Source organism: Niabella sp. CPT15-335-S11, from assembly GCF_058792415.1.
The window spans coordinates 292,385-314,015 of the sequence record NZ_JBYTEI010000002.1 but is presented as its reverse complement, the minus strand read 5'-3'; the positions used below and the strand labels follow the sequence as shown (position 1 = coordinate 314,015).

At 47.5% G+C, this 21,631-nt stretch carries 15 protein-coding genes; 3 read left to right on the top strand and 12 right to left on the bottom strand.

Annotation, left to right across the window (positions count from 1 at the left end):
* Nucleotides 1–147 precede the first annotated feature (147 nt).
* Nucleotides 148–3,066 carry a pyruvate, phosphate dikinase gene (gene ppdK, locus AC3WS5_RS07880; RefSeq protein ID WP_492466748.1) on the top strand — a complete coding sequence of 973 codons (2,919 nt, stop codon included), beginning with the start codon at nucleotides 148–150 and terminating at the stop codon, nucleotides 3,064–3,066.
* Nucleotides 3,067–3,188: 122 nt separating this feature from the next.
* Here ppdK and AC3WS5_RS07875 read toward each other — a convergent pair whose 3' ends face one another.
* Nucleotides 3,189–3,584 (bottom strand): DUF2147 domain-containing protein, encoded by a 396-nt coding sequence (locus AC3WS5_RS07875; RefSeq protein ID WP_492466747.1) that lies wholly within the window; start codon nucleotides 3,582–3,584, stop codon nucleotides 3,189–3,191.
* 118 nt (nucleotides 3,585–3,702) lie between these two features.
* Between AC3WS5_RS07875 and AC3WS5_RS07870 the strand changes: the two genes are divergently transcribed.
* Entirely contained in the window at nucleotides 3,703–6,306 is a 2,604-nt protein-coding gene (locus AC3WS5_RS07870; protein WP_492466746.1) for an alpha-amylase family glycosyl hydrolase, read from the top strand.
* Between the two features lie 12 nt (nucleotides 6,307–6,318).
* Here AC3WS5_RS07870 and bshB1 read toward each other — a convergent pair whose 3' ends face one another.
* The 5 genes from bshB1 to AC3WS5_RS07845 all read right to left on the bottom strand — a co-directional run bounded on the left by bshB1 (nucleotide 6,319) and on the right by AC3WS5_RS07845 (nucleotide 11,017).
* Nucleotides 6,319–7,056 (bottom strand): bacillithiol biosynthesis deacetylase BshB1, encoded by a 738-nt coding sequence (gene bshB1, locus AC3WS5_RS07865; protein ID WP_492466745.1) that lies wholly within the window; start codon nucleotides 7,054–7,056, stop codon nucleotides 6,319–6,321.
* 50 nt (nucleotides 7,057–7,106) lie between these two features.
* A complete protein-coding gene (locus AC3WS5_RS07860; RefSeq protein WP_492466744.1) occupies nucleotides 7,107–8,471 on the bottom strand; it encodes a TrpB-like pyridoxal phosphate-dependent enzyme in 1,365 nt (454 codons plus the stop codon).
* Between the two features lie 202 nt (nucleotides 8,472–8,673).
* Complete coding sequence (locus AC3WS5_RS07855) at nucleotides 8,674–9,390, bottom strand: porin family protein (RefSeq protein WP_492466743.1); 717 nt, start codon at nucleotides 9,388–9,390, stop codon at nucleotides 8,674–8,676.
* A 76-nt stretch (nucleotides 9,391–9,466) separates the two neighbouring features.
* Complete coding sequence (locus tag AC3WS5_RS07850) at nucleotides 9,467–10,138, bottom strand: YiaD family glycine zipper/OmpA-like lipoprotein (protein ID WP_492466742.1); 672 nt, start codon at nucleotides 10,136–10,138, stop codon at nucleotides 9,467–9,469.
* 189 nt (nucleotides 10,139–10,327) lie between these two features.
* Nucleotides 10,328–11,017, bottom strand: a complete 690-nt coding sequence (locus tag AC3WS5_RS07845; RefSeq protein WP_492466741.1) for a hypothetical protein — start codon at nucleotides 11,015–11,017, stop codon at nucleotides 10,328–10,330.
* Between the two features lie 160 nt (nucleotides 11,018–11,177).
* On the opposite strand from AC3WS5_RS07845, the gene uvrA reads away from it, so the two are divergent.
* Nucleotides 11,178–14,033 (top strand): excinuclease ABC subunit UvrA, encoded by a 2,856-nt coding sequence (gene uvrA / locus AC3WS5_RS07840; RefSeq protein ID WP_492466740.1) that lies wholly within the window; start codon nucleotides 11,178–11,180, stop codon nucleotides 14,031–14,033.
* Between the two features lie 29 nt (nucleotides 14,034–14,062).
* Here uvrA and AC3WS5_RS07835 read toward each other — a convergent pair whose 3' ends face one another.
* The 6 genes from AC3WS5_RS07835 to AC3WS5_RS07810 all read right to left on the bottom strand — a co-directional run bounded on the left by AC3WS5_RS07835 (nucleotide 14,063) and on the right by AC3WS5_RS07810 (nucleotide 21,448).
* Nucleotides 14,063–14,677, bottom strand: coding sequence for a Yip1 family protein (locus tag AC3WS5_RS07835; protein ID WP_492466739.1), 615 nt, complete (start codon nucleotides 14,675–14,677; stop codon nucleotides 14,063–14,065).
* Between the two features lie 86 nt (nucleotides 14,678–14,763).
* Entirely contained in the window at nucleotides 14,764–15,237 is a 474-nt protein-coding gene (locus AC3WS5_RS07830; protein ID WP_492466738.1) for a GNAT family N-acetyltransferase, read from the bottom strand.
* Nucleotides 15,238–15,349: 112 nt separating this feature from the next.
* Complete coding sequence (locus tag AC3WS5_RS07825) at nucleotides 15,350–16,639, bottom strand: replication-associated recombination protein A (RefSeq protein ID WP_492466737.1); 1,290 nt, start codon at nucleotides 16,637–16,639, stop codon at nucleotides 15,350–15,352.
* Nucleotides 16,640–16,855: 216 nt separating this feature from the next.
* Nucleotides 16,856–18,685 (bottom strand): aspartate--tRNA ligase, encoded by a 1,830-nt coding sequence (gene aspS, locus AC3WS5_RS07820; RefSeq protein ID WP_492466736.1) that lies wholly within the window; start codon nucleotides 18,683–18,685, stop codon nucleotides 16,856–16,858.
* Between the two features lie 49 nt (nucleotides 18,686–18,734).
* On the bottom strand, nucleotides 18,735–19,877 hold the full coding sequence (gene nhaA / locus AC3WS5_RS07815) for a Na+/H+ antiporter NhaA (protein WP_492466735.1): 1,143 nt from the start codon (nucleotides 19,875–19,877) through the stop codon (nucleotides 18,735–18,737).
* A 110-nt stretch (nucleotides 19,878–19,987) separates the two neighbouring features.
* Complete coding sequence (locus AC3WS5_RS07810) at nucleotides 19,988–21,448, bottom strand: hypothetical protein (RefSeq protein WP_492466734.1); 1,461 nt, start codon at nucleotides 21,446–21,448, stop codon at nucleotides 19,988–19,990.
* Nucleotides 21,449–21,631: the final 183 nt, after the last annotated feature.

The following is a 21,631-nucleotide window of genomic DNA, read 5'->3' as shown; positions in this document are numbered from 1 at the left end:
AATCTGAACATCATGAAATATTGGCTACATTTGAGCGTTTTGTGGTTAGCGGTCTTATTCAGGTGAAAAACTGATTTATATCATTCCACGTACGACTTATATAATAAAATCATTAAGTAAATTTGCAACGTTCAAAATTAAATTAAAATGGCAACGAAAGCTAAAGACAAAAAGTATGTTTACTCATTTGGAGGAGGCAAGGCCGATGGAAATGAATCCATGAAAAACCTCCTTGGTGGCAAGGGCGCCAATCTCGCGGAAATGGCCGGTCACCCGCAATTAAAATTACCGGTACCGCCCGGATTCACCATTACGACTGATGTTTGTACTTATTATTATGACAATGGGAGAAAATATCCCGTGGCACTGGACAAACAAATTCAGCGGGCTCTTGGAGGTGTTGAAAAGATCATGGGCAAGAAATTCGGAGACCTGAAGAATCCGCTGCTGCTGTCGGTACGTTCCGGCGCGCGCCGTTCTATGCCGGGGATGATGGATACCGTGCTGAATGTTGGTCTTACCGAAAAAACGATTGGTGGATTGATTAAGGTTACCGGTGATGAGCGTTTTGCCTATGATGCGTACCGCAGGCTCGTCATGATGTACGCCGATGTGGTAATGGAAAAAGCAGGTGGACTGGAGCCTGCGAAAGGAATTGGCATCCGTAAGATCATGGATGAAGTCCTGGAATCTGTAAAACAAAAGAAAGGGTATACCGTAGATACAGACCTGACGGTTGAGGACCTGAAAGGGCTGGTCAAGGAATTCAAGGAGCTAATCAGAAAACACCTGAAACAGGAATTCCCTGAAGATCCCTGGGGACAGCTTATGGGTGGTGTAGGCGCTGTATTTGCCAGTTGGAATGGTAAGCGCGCTGTGGAATATCGTCGCATTGAAAAAATTCCCGATGAGTGGGGTACTGCTGTAAACGTGCAGGCCATGGTATTCGGAAACATGGGAGACGACAGTTGCACCGGTGTGGCCTTCACCAGAAACCCGGGAAATGGTGAAAATCATTTTTATGGCGAGTACCTGGTTAATGCCCAGGGTGAAGATGTGGTAGCCGGTATCCGGACCCCGTCGCCAATCAATGATTATTCAAAGAACGATCATAGCAAAGATCTGATCACCCTTGAAAAGCTGGAGCCTAAAGTTTACAAGGAGTTGTTTGGTATTCAAAAGAGACTGGAGAAACACTATCACGACATGCAGGATATTGAGTTTACCGTGGAAAAAGGTAAACTGTTCATGTTGCAATGCCGCGTGGGTAAACGTAATGGTGCGGCTGCGGTGCGTATGGCCGCCGATATGTACAAGGAAAAACTGATTGATGCGCAAACCGCGATCCAAAGGGTAAATCCTAATCAGTTGGTGGAATTGCTTTTGCCGATGATTGATCCCAAGGCCGAAGCTGCCAGCAAACCGATTGCAAAAGGTTTGCCTGCAGGACCAGGCGGTGCTATCGGACGTGTCGTATTTTCTTCTGAAGATGCTGTAGCATGGGCCGCGAAAGGAGAGAAGGTGATCCTGGTACGTGAAGAAACTTCTCCCGAAGATGTGGATGGCATGCACAAGGCACAGGCTATTCTGACTTCAAAAGGGGGCATGACCTCTCACGCTGCGCTGGTTGCCCGCGGTTGGGGTAAATGTTGTATCGTAGGATGCAGCGATATCGAAATCAGTGGCAGCACTAAAAGCTTCACTACAAAGGGTGGGCATAAGGTAAGTGAGGGCGACTGGATCAGCCTGAACGGGACGAAAGGACTGGTGTACGAAGGACAACTCGCATTGACTGACGCCGATCTGGGCAAGAATAAGGCTTACACCGAACTGATGAAACTGGTGGACAAAACCAGAACCATGGGCGTTCGCACAAATGCCGACACACCCAAGGATGCCGCACAGGCAATCGGTTTCGGTGCCGAAGGTATTGGCCTTTTCCGCACGGAGCATATGTTCTATGGTGAAGGTGCTGACCGTCCGTTGTTCCTGCTGCGTAAGATGATCATGAGCAGTACGGAAGCCGAGAGGAGAGTAGCGCTCGATGAACTGTTCGGATATGTTAAGAAGGATATGAAGGCAACGATGGCTGTGATGAAAGGGAAGCCGGTAACTATCCGCCTGCTCGATCCGCCGTTGCATGAATTTGTTCCGCATGATGCACACAAACTGGAAGAGTTAGCCAAAGCGCTTAAAGTGGATATGGAAACACTGAAGAAACGCATCGACGGATTACATGAAAATAATCCGATGCTGGGTCATCGTGGAGTGCGCCTGGGCATTACTTATCCGGAGATCACGGAAATGCAGATCAGGGCAATCCTGGAGTCTGCTGCCGAACTGAACAAAGAGAAAGTGAAGGCACTTCCTGAGATCATGATTCCCGTGACCTGTACGGTTGAGGAATTAGACCATCAAAAGGCAATTTTGGATAGGGTATATGCTGAGGTTTGCAAGAAAATGAAAGTAAGAAGCATCCCGCATCTGTACGGTACGATGATTGAAATACCCCGCGCTGCATTGCTGGCAAATAAAATGGCACAAACGGCTGATTTCTTCAGCTTTGGTACCAATGACCTGACCCAGATGGGCTTCGGTTTCAGTCGCGATGATATAGGTAGTTTCCTCCCGGATTACCTGGAAGGAAAAATACTGAAGGACGATCCGTTCCAGACAATAGACCAGGAAGGTATCGGTCAGTTGATTCAGTATGGTGTGGAAAGAGGCCGTCAGACCAAGAGCGACCTGAAAGTGGGTATTTGCGGTGAGCACGGAGGAGATCCCGAAAGTGTGAAATTCTGCCACCGGATGGGCATGAACTATGTAAGCTGTTCACCTTTCCGTGTACCCATTGCACGTCTGGCCGCAGCGCACGCAGCGATTGAAGAGGCTCAAAACGAAAAAGCTGGCGCAAAACCTGTAGCAAAAGCCGGAAGGAAACCCGCGAAGAAGGCAGCCAAAAAACCTGCTGTGAAAGTAGCCGGAAAAGCAGCGCCGAAAGTGGTCAAAAAGGCAGCGCCGAAGGCAGCTAAGAAAGCTACAAAGAAAGCCGGTAAACGGAAGTGATTAATTTTGATTAAAAGGAATATGGGTGGCTGCAATAGTCACCCTTTTTTTTTAGACGCTCGATATTACCCGCCCGTACCGAACGGTACGTTCGGGCGGGGAGGCAAGCCTCAGCCTTTGGGTCATTTAAACCTCGTATAAACCCTGGTTTTGCTGAGGAAATATTTGTGACCGGTTACGGCCAGTGTCTGATGATCTTTCAATTTCGCAGAACAGTTCACCCAGCCACCGTTCTCCGGTGAAAAAGCCTTGCCGTCTTTGTATACTCCGTCTTTGAATACCAGGTCTTTAATGACGATCTGGCCGGCTTTGTACTCTGGGTCCCTGGCGCTTTTTAGCCAGGATATCCGCGCATAATAGGTGCCCTCCTTAGCTTTTAGGAATTGAATCCGGCGGTCCTGGTTAGCATTTAACCATTCACCGGTTATCGCATCAGGCACCGGTTGCGCGATCACCGGGCTGGTAAAACTTGTCAGTAAACCTGCTAACAACAGCATTGAGGTCAGGATAGAAGTCATGTTTCTTTTTTTTAACCCCCATAAAATTAAAAATTTTCCGGAAACCCTCAAACTGGACGAAAATGAAAAAAATTTGGAATTTATATTTTTTGTTAGCTTTGTGTACTAAGTACACATTATGAAGCATTTTTTGCTGCTATTTTTTCTCGCGGCCGTTTTCCTGGGATGTAAGAAAAATGATACGCCCACACCACCGCCGCCGCCGCCGCCACCAGGCGAGAACGCTATTCCGGGACTGGTCAGCGCCAGCAAAAATTTCCCTTCGTCAGACGAAAATATTACACTGAGCTTTGATCCGTCCAAGGGAAATACAGCACTGAATGGGTATTCGGGAGATGTGTTCTTATACGCAGGCGTCATAACCGGACCGACAGGCTCACCTTCCGGCTGGAAATACTTGAAATATGACTGGAATAGCACTCCGCCGTCCGCTGCCAGAATGACCAGGCAGCCGAGTGGTTTGTACACAATCGAACTAAACCCCCGCAGCTACTTCAATGTTCCCAGCGGCGAGACCATCCAAAAAATAGCCTTGCTGTTTCGGAGCCTGGACGGAAATGCAGTGGCCCGCAACAAAGACGGTAGCGATATTTTTCTGCCGTTATACCCAAGCGGCCAGACGAACCTACGCTTTTCGGATCCGGAGATGGAGCCAACCTTCATACCTAAACCCGTAATCAACCTGACCATGGTAGGGCAGGAGATCTCCGTCTCCGCCGTATCTTCTCAGGCCGCCTCCCTCTCACTCTCGCTGAACGGCGTTAATTTCGCTACGGCTTCCAATGCCACCAACATAACAGGAAAAGTAAAAATCACGATGGCCGGACAACAAAATATCAAAGTAAGTGGCAGCGGGGCAGAGGCAGGATTCAATTTTGTCGCAGGCGGAGACGTGCAGATTGCAGATCTGCCGGCAGGAGCGAAACAGGGCGTCACCTTTCTGAACAGCGGGACTTCCGCAGTCTTTGCACTGTTTGCGCCCGGAAAATCTTTCGTGAATGTTATCGGGGATTTTAACGCCTGGGCACCGAATGCCGCCTCATTCATGAAGCGTACACCTGATGGAAATATCTGGTGGGTACAGATCGATAACCTCGACCCCAACCATGAATATGCATACCAGTACCTTGTGGATGGAACACTTAAAATTGCAGATCCTTACTGCGAAAAGATCCTGGATCCGGACTACGACAAGACTATTCCCGTTGCAAACGATCCGAACATAACGACGGAGATAAGCGAGTATCCTACTGGTAAAACAACGGGCATCGTCAGTACAATGAAGGCAAACCGGCCACTGTATAGCTGGAAGAATCCAGCTTTTGTCAGGCCAGCCAAACAAGACCTGGTCATCTATGAACTACTGCTTCGTGACTTCATGGATGCCAATAATTACACAACGCTGAAGGATACAGTCGGATACCTGAGCCGACTGGGCGTAAACGCTGTTGAACTGCTTCCTGTTACTGAGTTTGAGGGAAATTCAAGCTGGGGATATAACCCAATTTTCTATTTTGCACCTGATAAGTATTACGGGACAAAGACCGGATTACAAGCCTTTATCGACGAATGCCACTCCAAAGGAATCGCAGTGATCATGGATATGGTACTGAATCATTCGTTCGGGGAGTCGCCGATGGTGCAGTTATATTTTGATCAGGCACTTCAAAGGCCTGCGCTGAACAGCCCCTGGTTTAACGCCGTCCCCACCCATCCCTATAATGTAGGATATGATTTCAACCACGAGAGCCCGGCAACCAAGGCCTTTGTGAAAAATGTGCTGAAATTCTGGATGCAGGAATATCGGGTGGACGGATTCCGGTTTGATCTGTCTAAGGGATTCACCCAAACAAATTACGGCAACTCAGACGCATCCGTTGCCGCCTGGTCGGGCTACGATGCAGGGAGGATAGCCATTTGGAAGGATTATAATAATTTTATCAAAAGCGTCGATCCCAATAATTTTTACGTGATCCTGGAACATTTTGCGGTTGATACCGAGGAGAAGGTACTGGCAGCAGAAGGCATGATGATGTGGAATAATCTGAATGCGACCATGAATGAAGCCTCGATGGGATGGCTGACAAACTCCAATTTTTTCAGAGGGATCTATTCCAGTCATGGTTTTCCGCAGTCAGACGGACTGGTAACGTATATGGAAAGCCACGATGAGGAAAGAATGATGTTTAAGAATATCACTTACGGAAACGTATCGGGAACTTATAATGTTAAAGAACTGAACACCGCATTGAAGAGGCAGGAAATGGCTGCCGCATTCTTATTCGCGATGCCCGGACCCAAAATGATCTGGCAATTTGGTGAACTGGGATACGATATTTCCATTAACCAAAATACCCGTACAGGAGCAAAGCCTGTGTTATGGTCTTATAATACCCAGCCGAACCGACTGGCGCTTAAAAACACTTTCACGCGCTTCATCAACCTTCGCAGGAAGAATGGTATTTTCAATACTTCCACGATTACTTATGATTTTTCGGGAGCCGTAAAATTTATTAAGCTGACCGATGGTTCCAATACAGTCGTAGTGGTCGGCAACTTCGATGTCAACCCCCAAGCGGCCAATGTCAACTTCGGCACTTCGGGAACCTGGTATGATTTAATAAATGGAAATGCAGCGACTACACTCGCAAGCCCTGGTTACGCAGCAACCCTGGCGCCGGGTGAGTACCATGTCTTTACCCGCTCGATACTGGACGAGTAGCAATGAACAGGATCAGGTTTCGATCAGGATAATATCCGTCAGGTTATTTAGCCCGATTTGTTTATCGCTGAGGAATCCTTCGGCATATTTTACGCCGATCCGCTTCCCAAACATCCGGGCGCGTGCATACAAGCTTTCGAGGAAGTCCGGATTGGAAATATAGGTGATGGGTTCCTGGTCTTCAGGACCGTTATGATGGAATTGAGTGGAATAGGCTTGAACGGATTTCATTTTGATCTCCATCACATCGCTGATATCCACCAGCACATCTGGTTCGTGATACCAATCCTGGATATACTGGAAAAAATAGCTAGGCCGCCATCTTTCCTGTGGGCGCCCGTCTTCATCTTCTGTGGCAATTTTAGCCAATCCGGATAAAAAGCAGGCATCATTAATCAGCTTGCCGGCCCTGCCATGATCCGGGTGGCGGTCCTCCAGGATATTACCGATCACGATATCGGGCTGGTATTTACGGATAGCCCGGATAAGCTGAAGCTGATGGGTTTCATCGTTCCGAAAAAAGCCATCTCTCATTTTCAGGTTTTCACGCACTTTAATACCCAATATTTCTGCTGCGCGAGCCGCTTCCTCGTATCTGGTCTCTATCGTACCTCGCGTACCTAATTCGCCTTGTGTCAGGTCAACTATGCCGACGGTCTTACCCTTTCGTATTTCATTCAGGAGCGTACCGGCGCACCCCAGCTCTACGTCATCCGGATGAACACCAATGGCTAATATGTCTAATTTCATATAAGGTTAATTTATACTATAGTCCGCTGCCAAATCCAGTTCCGGACCCCTTAGGGGATCAACGGCGTACTGAGTTCACTCAGGGAGCTTTGAATCTCTTCGTCTGTGAGTTCATGTCGCACGATCTTTCCTTCAAAATAATCCTGGTAGGCTTTCATATCAAAATTTCCGTGTCCGCAAAGGTTGAACAATATAGTCTCTGAACGTCCTTCCCTTTTGCAGCGTTCAGCTTCTTTGATCACCGTGGCGATACCATGCGTGGCTTCCGGTGCCGGAATAATGCCTTCCGATTTGGCGAAGATCAGGCCGGCCTCAAACACTTCAACATTGTCGTGGCTGGATGCCTCGATCAGGTTGTCTTTCTTCAGTTGACTCACCAGGGCTCCCGCACCGTGATAACGCAGTCCTCCTGCATGAATAGGTTCGGGTATAAAGTTGTGCCCCAGCGTGTACATGGGTAATAAGGGCGTCATGCCGATCGTATCGCCAAAATCATAACGAAAAACTCCTCTGGTTAGTTTAGGACAGGAAGTGGGTTCGCTGGCAATACATCGGATTTTTTTACCTTCCTCAAAATTCAGCCGGAGGAACGGAAAGCTGATACCTGCAAAATTGGATCCACCGCCAAATGGTGCGATGACAACATCCGGGAGATCACCAGCCTTTTCCAACTGAATCAGGGATTCAAGCCCGATAACCGTTTGATGCAGCAACACGTGATTCAGCACGCTACCCAGCGCATAGTTGGTGTCTTCCCGCAGGGAAGCCCTTTCGATAGCTTCTGAAATAGCGATACCAAGAGCTCCGGGACTGTGCGGGTCCTGCGCCAGGATCTTTCTGCCGGCTTCAGTTTTATTGCTGGGAGACGCGATGACATTTGCTCCCCAGGTATTCATCATTATTTTCCGGTAGGGCTTGTGGTTGTAGGAGATTTTCACCATGTACACTTCACACTCCAATTCAAAAATATTACAGGCAAGACTCAGGGCGCATCCCCACTGACCTGCACCGGTCTCCGTAGTGATCCGTTTAATACCTTCTTTTTTATTGTAATAGGCCTGGGGGATAGCCGTATTGGGTTTGTGAGAGCCTGCCGGACTAACACCCTCGTATTTGTAATAGATCTTTGCGGGTGTGTCCAGCGCTTTTTCCAGTTCGTAGGCCCTGTACATTGGAGTGGGCCTCCACATACTGTAGATGTTCCTGACTTCATCAGGAATAGTGATCCATTTTTCTGTGGATACTTCCTGCTTGATCAATTCCTGGGGAAACAGGTGTGAAAGTGCATCGGGGCCAATCGGCTCCCTGGTACCAGGATGCAGGGGAGGCAAAGGTTTGTTGGGCATATCTGCCGCGATATTGTACCATTTTTCGGGGATCTCATTTTCCGACAGCGTTATCTTCCTGGGTCTCATATACTTTGGTTTCTTTGGATGAAAAATTTACAACCTTCAAATATAACATATTTCCACAACTATTTTCTAAAAGGAATCTGCGCAATATTTAAATTTATTCAACTGCTAGTCCAAATGGTAACGAAATCGTTTTCCAAAAAAATAGATGACAAAAAAATAGCTTTCCACACGGAAAGCTATTTTTAAAATGTTCTTCTTACGATCAGAACTTGTAGCCGACAGATATACCTACACCTCTGTTACGGAATATTGCAGTTGGCTTGCGGCCATTGTCATTTGGTTCGATATTGGCTGCACCAATTGAACCATTGACCTGCACGGAAAAACGACTGGGAAATTCATAACCGCCCAGCACGTTTACACCCATATCAAATCTTTTGCCGTAGGTGAAAGTGTTGGAACCACCGGTCCGCTGGTTCCAGTCATTGATAAACTCCAGCTTGCCGGTAGTCACCTTACCATTGAAATCATCTTTCCAGTTACCACCCAGACCATACGCGAAATAGGGGCCAGCGCCGAGCAGGATCCGACCTGGTCCAGCCTGGGGTTTGTACAGGAAATTCACGGGAACTTCCAGATAGTAGGCGTTATAGTTTGTGTAATCACCGTTATAATAGGTGTCATTATAAAGGTATTGGTAAGTGTCTCCCTTTATTTTTGCGCCTTTAGTGGTGATCAGTGCGCCGGGCTGCAGGTAGAATTCATCAGCAATGGGAATGTCGAAAGTCAGGCCGGCATTAAAACCCGGGAGTGCCTGGCTGCCACTGCGTACCCGGCCATTTTCATCTTTTACATAAATGTTGGATAAATTCAATCCTGCCCGTGCTCCCACCTCAACCTGCTGTGCTTTGAGGTTGGTGGAGACAAGGCTGGTCGTTGCCGCTATCAGAGCGAACATCAATACTTTTCTATACATCATGCTTATTTTTTTTATATATTCAATCTGTTTAGGCGGGTTATCAAAATAACCCTTCATCTATTATTAAGCGCAGGTATTAGTTTCCTGCTTCTTTTGCCGCATCCGCTTTCATTTTTTCATTTGCGGATATCAGGAATTCCACCCGGCGGTTCTGTGCACGGCCTTCTTCGGTGGCATTCGTATATTTAGGATACAGTTTACCAAAACCTACAGCTTTTAGCCTGGAACTCTGCACATGGTGGCTGGCAAGGTAATTGTACACGGCTCCGGCCCTTCTTTCAGACAGCGCCTGGTTGTACTGTTCGGTCCCTTTGCTGTCGGTATGTCCCTGGATCTCAAGGTTGGTGTCGGGGTATTTATTCAATACAGTGATCAGGTTGTTCAGCGTGCCCTGGGCTTGAGTTCCCAGCGTTGACTGATCAAATCCAAACAGTACGGCGTTGTTAAACTCGACCACGATACCTTCGCCCACTCTCTCCACTTTGGCGCCGGCTACCTGATCCTTAATTTCTTCGGCTTGTTTGTCCATTTTTTTGCCGATGATAGCACCGGTTACACCGCCGACGGTCGCGCCTATCACAGCACCCATTGCCGTGTTTCCGGCAACTTTACCAACCACTCCGCCAACTACGGCGCCGCCTCCTGCACCAATAACAGCGCCTTTTTGGCTTTTGGTCATCGTTTTACATCCTGCTAGGGTCAGACCCGCCATTGCGAATCCTAACCCGATCAATTTTAGACTTTTCATGTTTAAAGTTTTAGATAAAAAATTTTCAGTTTCGGGAATATCAAATTAAATGCCAAATCTGACACTGCATAAAAGCAGATCAACTGGCTGATTTGTTTATTTTGTATTCATAATCAAGATACTGTTCGCAAAAAAAAGGTTGGCACTTAGAGGGCCAACCTTTCTGCTTTAACATTTTTTTTATCTTACTTATTGTCCGGAAGCTGGTTCTGGTGCAAGCGGAGTAGGGTTGGGGGAGCTGGTCTTAGTTCCCATATAAGTTACACCGTTATGAACCTGTTTTTTGCCGGATTTCTTTTTTGCATGAGTTGTTGCCTCTGCGCTCTGATCCGTTTGGCTGGCCATAGCTGATTCTTCCATTTCAGGAAAAGCCTTGGCCGGTGCTGTCTCATTGTATTTTTTGCCGAGGTTGAGGTACATCTTGTTGGCATCCTTGTCAAAGATCATCGTACCACCGCTGATCGATTTCCCTGATTTTCTGGCGGTTGTTTTATTTTCGATAGATGCATCCATTGAGGAATTGGGTTCATCATCATCATTTTTCAACGTTGCCTGAGAAGGGATTTTGTAAGTTGCGGGTGACTCTCTCAAATAAGCTTTAAATTTACCCTGCTTCATCCCATTCACCCATACAAGACCCTTATTTTCCATGTCACCTGTAACGGTGATATCACTCACATCGCCGTTCTTATTGGTCAGTTCATATTTACCTAATACGGGGAAAACCATTTCTTCAGTCAACGGTTCGGGCATGGGCAGGAGGGCTTTAGGCTCGGGTTTGTAATTTCTGGGAACCTCGGGCGTCGTAGATACCTGGGCGTTGGCTCCGATAGCCACTAACAAAGCCAGGGAAAGGCCCAAAAAAACATTTCTCTTCATAAAATTTGAGTTTGTAGATTGAATAAACTGGATTTCCTGTAGTTAAAGAAATTATTGTGCCAAATAAGCAATTTTGGTTCGGAATGTAATTTTTTAAACTTTGCTTATAATTTTACCTGGCCTGGGTTGAACCATTGGCCGGTATATTTGTAAATTATTCATGCAAAAAGAGGTTCGGATGGGAGATAATCACAAGGATGAAATTGAAGTATTTGGAGCCAGGGTTCATAATCTACAGAATATCGATATTGCCATTCCAAAAAACAAGCTGGTAGTGATCACTGGAATCAGTGGCAGCGGCAAGTCCTCTTTAGCCTTTGATACCATTTATGCTGAAGGCCAGCGGCGTTATATGGAAACCTTTGGCGCCTACGCCCGCCAGTTTATTGGCGATATGGAACGCCCCGAAGTGGATAAGATCACCGGACTTTCCCCCGTAATCTCCATCGAGCAAAAAACGACGAATAAGAATCCCAGGTCCACGGTAGGTACTGTGACCGAACTATACGATTTTCTGAGATTGCTCTATGCCAGGATTGGAGAGGCTTTTTCCTACAATACGGGAAAAAAAATGGTGAAATGGAGTGAGGAAGAGATCGTTGAAAATATCCTTCACCGTTTCGCCGGGGCAAAGATCAGCCTGCTCGCCCCCATCGTCCGAGGAAGAAAAGGACACTACCGCGAGTTGTTTGAAGATATCAGGAAAAAAGGATTTTTAAAGGTGCGGGTGGACGGAGAGATCAAAGATATAACGGCAAAAATGCAGGTAGACCGTTATAAGATCCACGATATTGAGCTGGTGGTGGACAGGTTGCAGGTCACTGACGAATTCCGGTCGCGACTAAGTCAGAGTGTGCAGCAAGCTCTGAAGCTGGGGAAGGATTTATTGTTCCTGCTGGTGCAGGGTGACGACAAGCCGCACCAGTATAGTAAGATGCTGATGTGTGAAGATACCGGCATCAGCTACGAAGAGCCATCTCCCAATTCGTTTTCTTTTAACTCACCCTACGGGTATTGTCCAACCTGTAAGGGTTTGGGAAATGTGTATTCCATCGATATGAATTCGGTAATACCCGACCCCGCCAAATCTATCCGCCATGGTGGAATTGCAGCGTTGGGCGAGGAAAGGGAAGCCAGTGTCTTCAGGCAGGTAGTTGATTTTGCAAAAAAGCATAAGATAAGCCTCGATAGGCCAATCGGCGAACTGCCGGGAAAACAGCTCGATCTTCTGCTTTACGGTGATGACGGAATTGGTGAAAGCCAGTTACTGGACATGAACGATGAGAATATCCCACTCTATTACACCGGTAACTACGAGGGGATTGTCAATATGCTGAAACGATGGTTTATATCTCCGGGAAGTACCGATGCGCTGAGAACCTGGGTGGAGCAGTACATGCAATTGCAAACCTGTGATACTTGCGGAGGGGCAAGGCTTAAAAAAGAAAGCCTTTGGTTTAGAGTGGATGGACGGAACATCTCGGAGCTCACCCGAATGAACTTGGATAACCTGGCCGCCTGGATGGACGGCATCGAGCTTCGTTTAAACGCGAAACAGAACATGATTGCAAAGGACATCCTTAAAGAAATCAGGGAACGATTACAGTTTTTGCTGGATGTGGGTCTTACCTATCTCTCGATGGACCGGCCCACCGGGACACTGAGTGGTGGAGAGTCCCAACGGATCAGACTTGCCACACAAATCGGATCGCAACTGCAGGGGATCACTTATATTCTGGACGAGCCTTCCATCGGTTTGCATCAGCGCGATAACCACAGGCTCATCCATTCTCTGCAGAACCTGCGCGACATCGGCAATAGTGTACTGGTTGTGGAACACGACCGCGATATCATGCTCGCAGCGGATTACCTGGTGGATATCGGGCCAAAGGCGGGAATTCATGGGGGAAAGATTGTAGCACAGGGAAGTCCGGAAAGCCTGATGAAACTGGATACGATCACTTCCGGTTACCTGAACGGGCACCTCAAAATTGAGGTGCCGGCGGAAAGACGAAAAGGCAATGGGAAGTACCTGGAGTTGAAAGGAGCTTCGGGGAACAACCTTCAGAATATTTCTGTGCGGATACCTCTGGGGGAATTTGTCGTCGTAACAGGCGTAAGCGGGAGCGGGAAATCCACGCTGATCAACGAGACACTTTATCCGATCCTGTCGCGGCACGCATACCATTCCAAGATGCAACCGATGCCCTATAAATCTGTGAAAGGATTGGAGCACATAGATAAAGTGGTGGAGATTGATCAGTCGCCGATCGGGCGGACACCCCGCAGCAATCCGGCGACATATTGTGGATTTTTTACAGATATCAGGTCGCTGTTTGCCATGGTTCCTGAGGCCAGGATTCGCGGTTATAATGCCGGCAGGTTTTCCTTCAACGTGAAAACCGGCCGCTGTGAAGTTTGCGAGGGGGGCGGCATGCGTGTGATTGCCATGAATTTTTTACCTGATGTGTACGTGCCTTGCGAAAAGTGCAATGGCAAGCGATATAACCGGGAAACACTAGAGATCCGGTATAAGGGAAAGTCAATATCAGATGTCCTGAACATGACGGTTGATGAGGCCGTAGAATTTTTTCAGCCGGTGCCTTCATTGTACCGGAAGATCAAGACCCTTCAGGATGTGGGACTGGGTTATATCACGCTCGGACAGAATGCCGTGACGCTCAGCGGGGGAGAAGCGCAAAGGGTGAAACTCAGCACCGAACTATCAAAAAAAGATACCGGCAAAACCTTTTATATCCTGGATGAACCAACGACAGGCCTTCATTTTGACGATATCAAACACTTGCTGGCTGTATTGAACAAACTGGTTGATCGTGGCAATACCGTGCTGGTCATTGAGCATAATATGGACGTGATCAAGATGGCCGATCATATTGTCGATCTTGGTCCAGAGGGCGGCGACGGCGGTGGCCGGATTATTTTTGAAGGTACGCCGGAAGAGCTGGTTAAATGTGGCGAAAGCTATACAGCTCAATTCCTGAAACAAGAATTATAGTCTGTTTCAGTATAGGTATTCACTCGGGTCTACCTGTGGTATAGCTCTTTCATAGTAGCCATACTAGATAAACCCATCAGCGACATAAGTATGTATCCTAGTATCGCGAACAGCACCCAGTAGACAACCACCGTCACAATTAAGGAAACGACGAAATAGGGAACATGTTTGTCGGCAGGCGTGTTTTTCAGCTTGGGAAACCCAAGGTACAATAGGTAAAGACCATAAAGACCTGCGATCATGGCGATTATCGACAGAAACGGCAGGATAGATAAAATACCGGCAACCCACACGGGAGTAAATGAATAGGCCACCAATTGCACGGACCGACCCATATTTTTTTCCGAAGCGAAATTAGATGCCAGCGCATCAATGATAAAAGCGCTGATGTAGACCGAGACGATCGCACTGACAAACACGGTGACACCGTAATAGATTCCCCAGCTCAGTCCCATCATCCTGAACATCCCGAAGCCTGCACCAATAAATGACCAGCCGATAAAAGCGGCGATAGCTGCGACGGCTGCCAATGGTACCACATAACCCATAATTATTTTGGAAACGTCTGCAGGTTCCTGTGCAATAATGTCCCATTCTTTTTGAGGAGAAAGGATAATCTGTTTAGCGCGCTCAGTTAAACTCATATAAGGAAATTTTTGAGTTTTAAAGATAGAATCGTTATTGGAGTTTATTGCGCCGGGAGACCAGTATTTGCCAAATATCGCTCAAATTAGGTAGGGGGCAGGATCATCTTGATGTGGTCGATGCCGTCTTCATCGTATATTTCACTGCATTGAACGAATCCCATCGACTCATAAAACTTTTTGAGGTAAAGCTGTGCGCCGATCCCGATGGGTTGCTTGCCAAACAGCCGGTAACATTCAGCGATGCTTCGTTCCATCAGTTTGGTACCGAGTCCGGATCGCCTTTCGTCCGGGTGCACGACCACCCTGCCAATGGATGGTTCCGGATATGAGATCCCCGGCGGCAATATTCGGGTAACGGCAACCAGTTTCCCGCCTTTCCAGGCCATGAAGTGATATCCCTCGGGATCCTTGCCGTCCATATCCTGGTATACACATTGCTGCTCCACCACAAAAACCTGGGCGCGGAGCTGCAGGATGGCATACAGCTCCCCAACGGAAAGCTGTTCAAAGGGTTTGCATTCCCAATGGATGGTATCATGAATATCTGGATCCTTCAATGCTTTAAAATAATTTAATCACCGATTAGTTATATTTTATATCTGTCGGCTTGTTTTGTAGCGTGATGTGCCGCCGGAGATATTTATAATTATCACCTGAGGGTTACATTTTCTAATAATTGTATTTGTCTTTCCAGAGTTTCTTCAGGTAATTACGCAATTCATTTTCTCTGGCGTTCCTGCCCGGCTCATAGAACCTGGAACCTGAAATTTCACGGGGCAGGTATTCCTGCGGTGAGAAATTACTGTCATAGTCGTGTGAATACTGGTAGCCCTTTCCGTAATCCAGATTTTTCATCAGCGAGGTAGGCGCGTTACGCAGGTGCAGCGGAACGGGCAGGTCGCCAAACCTTGACACGGCCGCACTCGCAGCAGCGATCGCCATTACAGCCGAATTACTTTTAGGGGATGATGCCAGATAGGCGACACATTGTGATAAAATAATCCTCGCCTCCGGGTAGCCGATCTTTATGACTGCATCGAAGCAGGTATTGGCCAGCAGTAATGCGTTTGGGTTGGCATTGCCGATGTCTTCACTGGCCAGGATGACCAGCCTGCGTGCAATAAATTTTACATCTTCCCCGCCTTCAATCATGCGGGCAAGCCAGTACACCGCTGCATTGGGGTCACTGCCGCGGATGGATTTTATGAAAGCGGAGATGATATCATAATGCTGTTCTCCGCCTTTATCATATAAAGCGATCTTTTTTTGTGCGACGGCCATTACCGTTTTATTTGTAATAACAATGGGTGTTTTTTCTTTTTCTGTTGAAGCGCCCCCCGCTTCCTCAGCCAGCGTATCGCAAACGATCTCTAGTAAATTTAGCAGCTTTCGGGCATCGCCTCCCGAAAGATTGATCAGCGCTTCGGTTTCCTTCAGTTCAATGTTTTCTTTCGAAAGGATTGTGTCTTTCGTGATGGCAATCTCCAGCAGTTTTTCCAGGTCTTTACGTTCCAGCGGTTTCAGCATATACACCTGGCACCGGCTGAGCAGGGCGCTATTGACTTCAAACGAAGGGTTTTCAGTCGTAGCGCCAATCAATATGATGATACCTTTTTCCACCGCATGGAGCAAAGCGTCCTGCTGGCCCTTGTTAAACCGGTGAATCTCATCAATAAACAAAATCGCTCCCCTTGTGTGCCGGGCTTGTTCGATGACTTCCCGCACATCTTTTACGCCGGCATTCACCGCGCTCAGCGTGAAGAATGGGGTGGACAAAGTACCCGCGATGATCCCGGCCAGGGTAGTCTTTCCGGTACCGGGCGGTCCCCAGAGAATCATGGAACTGATCTTTCCGCGTTCCAGGCTGTTGCGAAGAATACTACCTTTCCCAACCAGGTGTTCCTGGCCTGCCAATTCATCGAGGGTCTTGGGTCGTATCCGTTCTGCCAGTGGGATCATATATTTTGTAAATCTATCAACAAAAACATGTTCTTAATTACTTTGTTCAACATCCGCCGGTTCCCGCGCGCGAAGGGGAACGACTATTTCAGATGTCGAATCAGTTTGCATAGTTCGATGTGCTGCGGTACTCTTACGTCTCCGAAAATATTGTCACTGACCGGGGATCAATTTGGGCAGCGGAAAATTTGCGTTCCTAAAAACGGATCCCAGAGATCAAGCTTTAAGATCCAGTTTAATATGTAATTCGTCGAGCTGCTTATCATCGATGCTCGACGGTGCATCCAGCATCACGTCGCGGCCGCTGTTATTTTTTGGGAAAGCGATAAAATCCCGGATGCTCTCGCTCCCGCCCAGGATAGCACAAAGCCGGTCGAATCCAAACGCGATCCCGCCATGAGGTGGGGCACCGTATTCAAATGCGCCCAGTAAGAAACCAAACTTATGTTGCTGCTCCCGTTCATCCATACCCAGTGCCTCGAACATTTTCTGTTGGAGTTCTCTCTGAAAAATACGGATGCTTCCGCCGCCAATCTCATTTCCGTTCAGCACCATATCATAGGCATTTGCCCGGATGCCAGCATACGGATGGCGGAGATATTCATTTGCATTTTCGATGACCGGACTATTCCGGATCATTGTTTCCGTATCTTCTGGTCTGGGAGCAGTAAAGGGGTGATGTCTGGCCACCCAGCGATTACCTTCTTCATCATATTCAAATAACGGAAAATCGAGCACCCAAAGCAACCGGAATTCATTGTCTTTACGCAGCTCCAGCCGGCGACCCATTTCCAGGCGCAGTTCGCTGATGGCCTTCCGGGTTCTTTCTTCGGCGCCTGCGAGAATCAGTACCAGGTCGCCTGTCTTTGCACCTGCTGCGTCGGCTATAGCCTTCAGACGATCTTCACCATAGAATTTATCCATGCTGCTCTTGAAACTGCCGTCCGCATTGGCTTTGATGAATGCCAGTCCCTTCATGCCAATCTGGGGTCTCTTAACCCACTCAGTCAGTTCGTCAGTTTGCTTTCTGCTGTAACCAGCGCAACCGGGGACGGAAATAGCCACAACCGTTTCCGCGTCATTAAAAACCCCGAAGCCGGCGCCATCGATCAGGTGATTGTTTCCTGCACGCCCCGAGAACACATGATCCGGATATTTCAGGTTCAGCAGCTTCATATCAAACCGAATATCAGGTTTGTCGTTTCCGTACGTCCACATGGCTTCTTCCCAACTCATCCGCTCCACGCGATCTGTATATTCAATTCCTTTGACGGTTTTGAAAATATATTTAATCAAGCCTTCAAACATATTTAAAATATCTTCCTGTTCAACGAAAGACATTTCGCAGTCGATTTGTGTGAACTCGGGCTGTCGGTCTGCCCGCAGATCCTCGTCACGGAAGCATTTCACGATCTGGTAATACCGGTCGTATCCGCTCACCATCAGCAACTGCTTAAAGGTCTGGGGACTTTGAGGCAATGCGTAAAACTCGCCTTCGTTCATCCTGCTGGGCACCACAAAGTCACGGGCGCCTTCGGGTGTTGATTTGATCAGAAAAGGAGTTTCAATATCCATGAATCCCTGCTGATGCAGGTAATCCCGCGTGGCCCGGTTTACGGCATAGCGGAGTTCCATATTTTTTTTCAGGGCATTCCTGCGAAGGTCGAGGTACCGGTATTTCATCCGGAGGTCATCGCCGCCGTCGGTATCATCCTGGATGGTAAAGGGCGGTGTAATGCTTTTATTCAGGATCGAAAATTTTTCCACCGCGATTTCGATTTCGCCCGTGGGGATATGCTTGTTTTTGTTGCTGCGTTCATTCACCTTTCCGGTGGCCTGAAGCACAAACTCGCGTCCCAGCGGATTCGCATCCAATTGTACATTCAGTTCCTCGGAGAACAGTAACTGGGTCACTCCGTAGCGGTCTCGCAGATCAATAAAAGTGATGCTGCCAAATTTTCGCACGGTTTGCACCCAGCCGGCCAGGGTAACTATCTTATCAGCGTCGGAGAGCCGCAGCTCGCCACAGGTATGTGTACGGAACATTCGAAAATCAATTTTGCGCAAAGATAAGGGTGACAGGTAAAAAGGTTTCTTATTCAGCCACAGCAGTCTTTTTTAAAGTTGCCTTCAACAGGAGAAACCCAAGGATCCCTGCCACCAAAGAACTTAATAAAATCGTTAGCTTGGTGTTGTTGATGATCGTTTCATTTTCAAAAGCAAGCAGGGTAATGAAAATAGACATCGTGAATCCTATTCCGCCAAGTACACCCACGCCAAAAATATTTTTCCAATTCAGGTCAGCCGGCAATTTGCAGAGCCCGCTCTTTACTGCTGTATATGTCAGCAAAAAAATACCCAAAGGCTTTCCTATTATCAATCCAATCGCTACACCGGCGCTATAGTTTTCCGTGAGTACCTGTCCCAGGTTTCCACTGATACTGATCGCTGTATTTGCCAGGGCGAAAATGGGAAGGATGATAAAAGCAACGGGTTTATGCAGAAAACGTTGCAGGATATAAGAGGTTGATTTTTCGTCTCCTTTGCCGAACGGCAGTGCAAAGGCCAGCAGAACGCCCGTGATGGTGGCATGCACACCCGACTGCAGCATAAAGTACCACATGAAAATGCCGCCGATCAGATAAGGGATCAGGTTTCTTACTTTTAACCGGTTCAGAATAAGCAGCGCGCCAAATATACCCAGGGCGATCAGTAGTTTTCCCCAAAGCAGCGTCTGTGTGTAGAAAATGGCGATAACCAAAATCGCACCTAAATCGTCAATAACCGCGAGCGCGGTTAAGAATACTTTCAGCGAGGTTGGAACTTTATTTCCCAGGAGGGACAGGATTCCGAGGGCGAAGGCGATATCTGTTGCCATAGGTATGCCAGCGCCAGACTGCGTTGGCGTCCCGGCATTGAAAACCAAATAGAGTCCCGCGGGGACAATCATTCCGCCGATGGCGCCGAATACCGGCAGCAAAGCGTCCTTAATCCTGGAAAGTTCCCCCTGGTAGATTTCCCTTTCTAATTCCAGGCCGATGAGCAGAAAAAAAATCGTCATCAGTCCGTCGTTGATCCAGTGTTCAAAGCTGTGGCCCGACAGTTTGGTTTGCCATAATGCGTGGTAATTTTCTCCAACGGAGCTGTTGGCAATTATCAACGAAAAAATTGTACAGACAATTAACACCAGCCCGCCCGATTTTTCGCTGTTAAAAAAGTCTCTGAACAATTTAGTCATTTACATTCATTTTGTCTGTTGATGCCAGTCTGGTCAATTGGCAGGGTTTCGAAGGAGATCGACAGAGTTAACAAATGTAAGGGTTTGAGCGGTAAAGATAGGGTAGGGGATTATTGGTTTGCAGCCTGGCGCCTCACGAACTCCCGGTAAGGGATACCCTCAAGGCGACTCTGCAACCAGCCATAATAATTGAAATAGGAAAAATACATTTTCTTAATTGCATCATCTTTATATACGTCCAGTTTTTGCAACATGGTGTGCAGGATTGGTTGTTCCTCCTTCCGGGTTCGGACTTTCGCGAGGTCCCGAATATAGACCATCAGCTCCTTTTCAAACGGCCTTGGTCCTTTTCTCATGTAAACCTGGCGGTAGGCAGCTTCCAGCCCGTTAGCCAGGCGGTACCAGTCTTTCATTTCAAAAAGGACCAGCAGGTGGAAGACGAGGGCAAAATAAAATACGTCTTCCTTCCCTGAAACGCGCGCGAGTTCCTTAAGCCGGTATAACAATTCATCCGCGCGGTTGTACATTTCCAGTACGAAATAAGAAATGGCCACGGAGGTCAGGATAATCTGAAACTCGTGGATGGTCAGGAACCTGGCCGACCACTCCATGATCCTGCCAGATTGCTCAGTGATCAGGCTTTTAACTGTTTCATACTCGCCTGACTTGTGACAAATTTTTAGTCGCGTATTGAACTCAAGGATTTTCCAGCGGATCTGTTCTTCAGCGGTGGGTATCGTCTCTGAAATCTTATGCAGATTGAGAACGAGCTCGTCGGTCTGCCAGGTCCTTTCTGATTCCAGCGAATTGTAAAAAATGATTTGGGCGCCTTCCCGGAAAAGTTGGGGATAGATTTTTGCCAGCGACGCGTGTTCCTGCCAAAGCTGCATCAGCAGTTGACAAGCGGCAGAGCAGACGCTGCGCTTTCGAGACAGATAAGCGCCCAACGCGAGAACTGTGTTATACAGGATTTGCTGCAAAGGCGCAGCCGGTGCGGTAGTGCGGAGTCTCTCTAGTTCAGTCAGTTGCCCGCCCGCCTCCTTCATCTCTTTTTCCGTTATCCGGTTATTAGAAATGTCGCGCAGCAGGAGTAACTCGCGGAAAATATACCAAAGCGTTTCTACGAGGAAATATTGCTCGGTAGCTTTCCTGATTTTTTGATTCAGTGTCAGGAGTTTCAGATTTCCCCCCGGTGTGAACTGGTTACGGATAAGCAGGTATTCCGCTTTAAGCAATTGAAGTTTTCTGCCCAGCCACTGATTTTTTTCGGCTATTTTCTTTTCAGTGCCGATCATTTTCCCGGCAGTCAGGTAGAGTCCTTTTTCGAGCAGGAAATGAATCTGCCTCAGAATAAAATCTGAGTGGACAGGCTTCCTGCTGTCCTGTTTCATAAAGGCGACGGACTTCAGTATCTCGCTGAAGAGGTATTTTTTTACCACGGAATAGTGGGCGCGGGAGTTCAGTACAAGTTCACGCCTGAACCGATCATCGTCGTGAACAGGTGCTGCGGAAATCAGCGAAAATAGCTGCAGATGATGCGCCTGGTTCCCCGGGCTATGTCTTTTAGCCATTTTCCTGAAATAGGTTTTTTCAGGACCGGTGAGACTCTTAACCAGCTTAAATAGTTCGCCTTGCATTTTAAATATTCATTAAGTTAAGAAAATGATCTTTTAAAATTATCGCTCATTTTATCAATTAAAGTAATGAATATCATTGAAGTAAAAAAAACTAAGTTATATTTGATTGCTTAAAGT

What these genes read in the sequence shown, in the direction of transcription:
- AC3WS5_RS07845 (WP_492466741.1), bottom strand. Translation starts at nt 11,017, where the DNA reads ATGAAGAGAAATGTTTTTTTGGGCCTTTCCCTGGCTTTGTTAGTGGCT.
- AC3WS5_RS07855 (WP_492466743.1), bottom strand. Translation starts at nt 9,390, where the DNA reads ATGATGTATAGAAAAGTATTGATGTTCGCTCTGATAGCGGCAACGACC.
- AC3WS5_RS07850 (WP_492466742.1), bottom strand. Translation starts at nt 10,138, where the DNA reads ATGAAAAGTCTAAAATTGATCGGGTTAGGATTCGCAATGGCGGGTCTG.
- bshB1 (WP_492466745.1), bottom strand. Translation starts at nt 7,056, where the DNA reads ATGAAATTAGACATATTAGCCATTGGTGTTCATCCGGATGACGTAGAG.
- uvrA (WP_492466740.1), top strand. Translation starts at nt 11,178, where the DNA reads ATGCAAAAAGAGGTTCGGATGGGAGATAATCACAAGGATGAAATTGAA.
- AC3WS5_RS07875 (WP_492466747.1), bottom strand. Translation starts at nt 3,584, where the DNA reads ATGACTTCTATCCTGACCTCAATGCTGTTGTTAGCAGGTTTACTGACA.
- AC3WS5_RS07860 (WP_492466744.1), bottom strand. Translation starts at nt 8,471, where the DNA reads ATGAGACCCAGGAAGATAACGCTGTCGGAAAATGAGATCCCCGAAAAA.
- AC3WS5_RS07810 (WP_492466734.1), bottom strand. Translation starts at nt 21,448, where the DNA reads ATGGCTAAAAGACATAGCCCGGGGAACCAGGCGCATCATCTGCAGCTA.
- nhaA (WP_492466735.1), bottom strand. Translation starts at nt 19,877, where the DNA reads ATGACTAAATTGTTCAGAGACTTTTTTAACAGCGAAAAATCGGGCGGG.
- AC3WS5_RS07835 (WP_492466739.1), bottom strand. Translation starts at nt 14,677, where the DNA reads ATGAGTTTAACTGAGCGCGCTAAACAGATTATCCTTTCTCCTCAAAAA.
- AC3WS5_RS07870 (WP_492466746.1), top strand. Translation starts at nt 3,703, where the DNA reads ATGAAGCATTTTTTGCTGCTATTTTTTCTCGCGGCCGTTTTCCTGGGA.
- ppdK (WP_492466748.1), top strand. Translation starts at nt 148, where the DNA reads ATGGCAACGAAAGCTAAAGACAAAAAGTATGTTTACTCATTTGGAGGA.
- aspS (WP_492466736.1), bottom strand. Translation starts at nt 18,685, where the DNA reads ATGTTCCGTACACATACCTGTGGCGAGCTGCGGCTCTCCGACGCTGAT.
- AC3WS5_RS07825 (WP_492466737.1), bottom strand. Translation starts at nt 16,639, where the DNA reads ATGATCCCACTGGCAGAACGGATACGACCCAAGACCCTCGATGAATTG.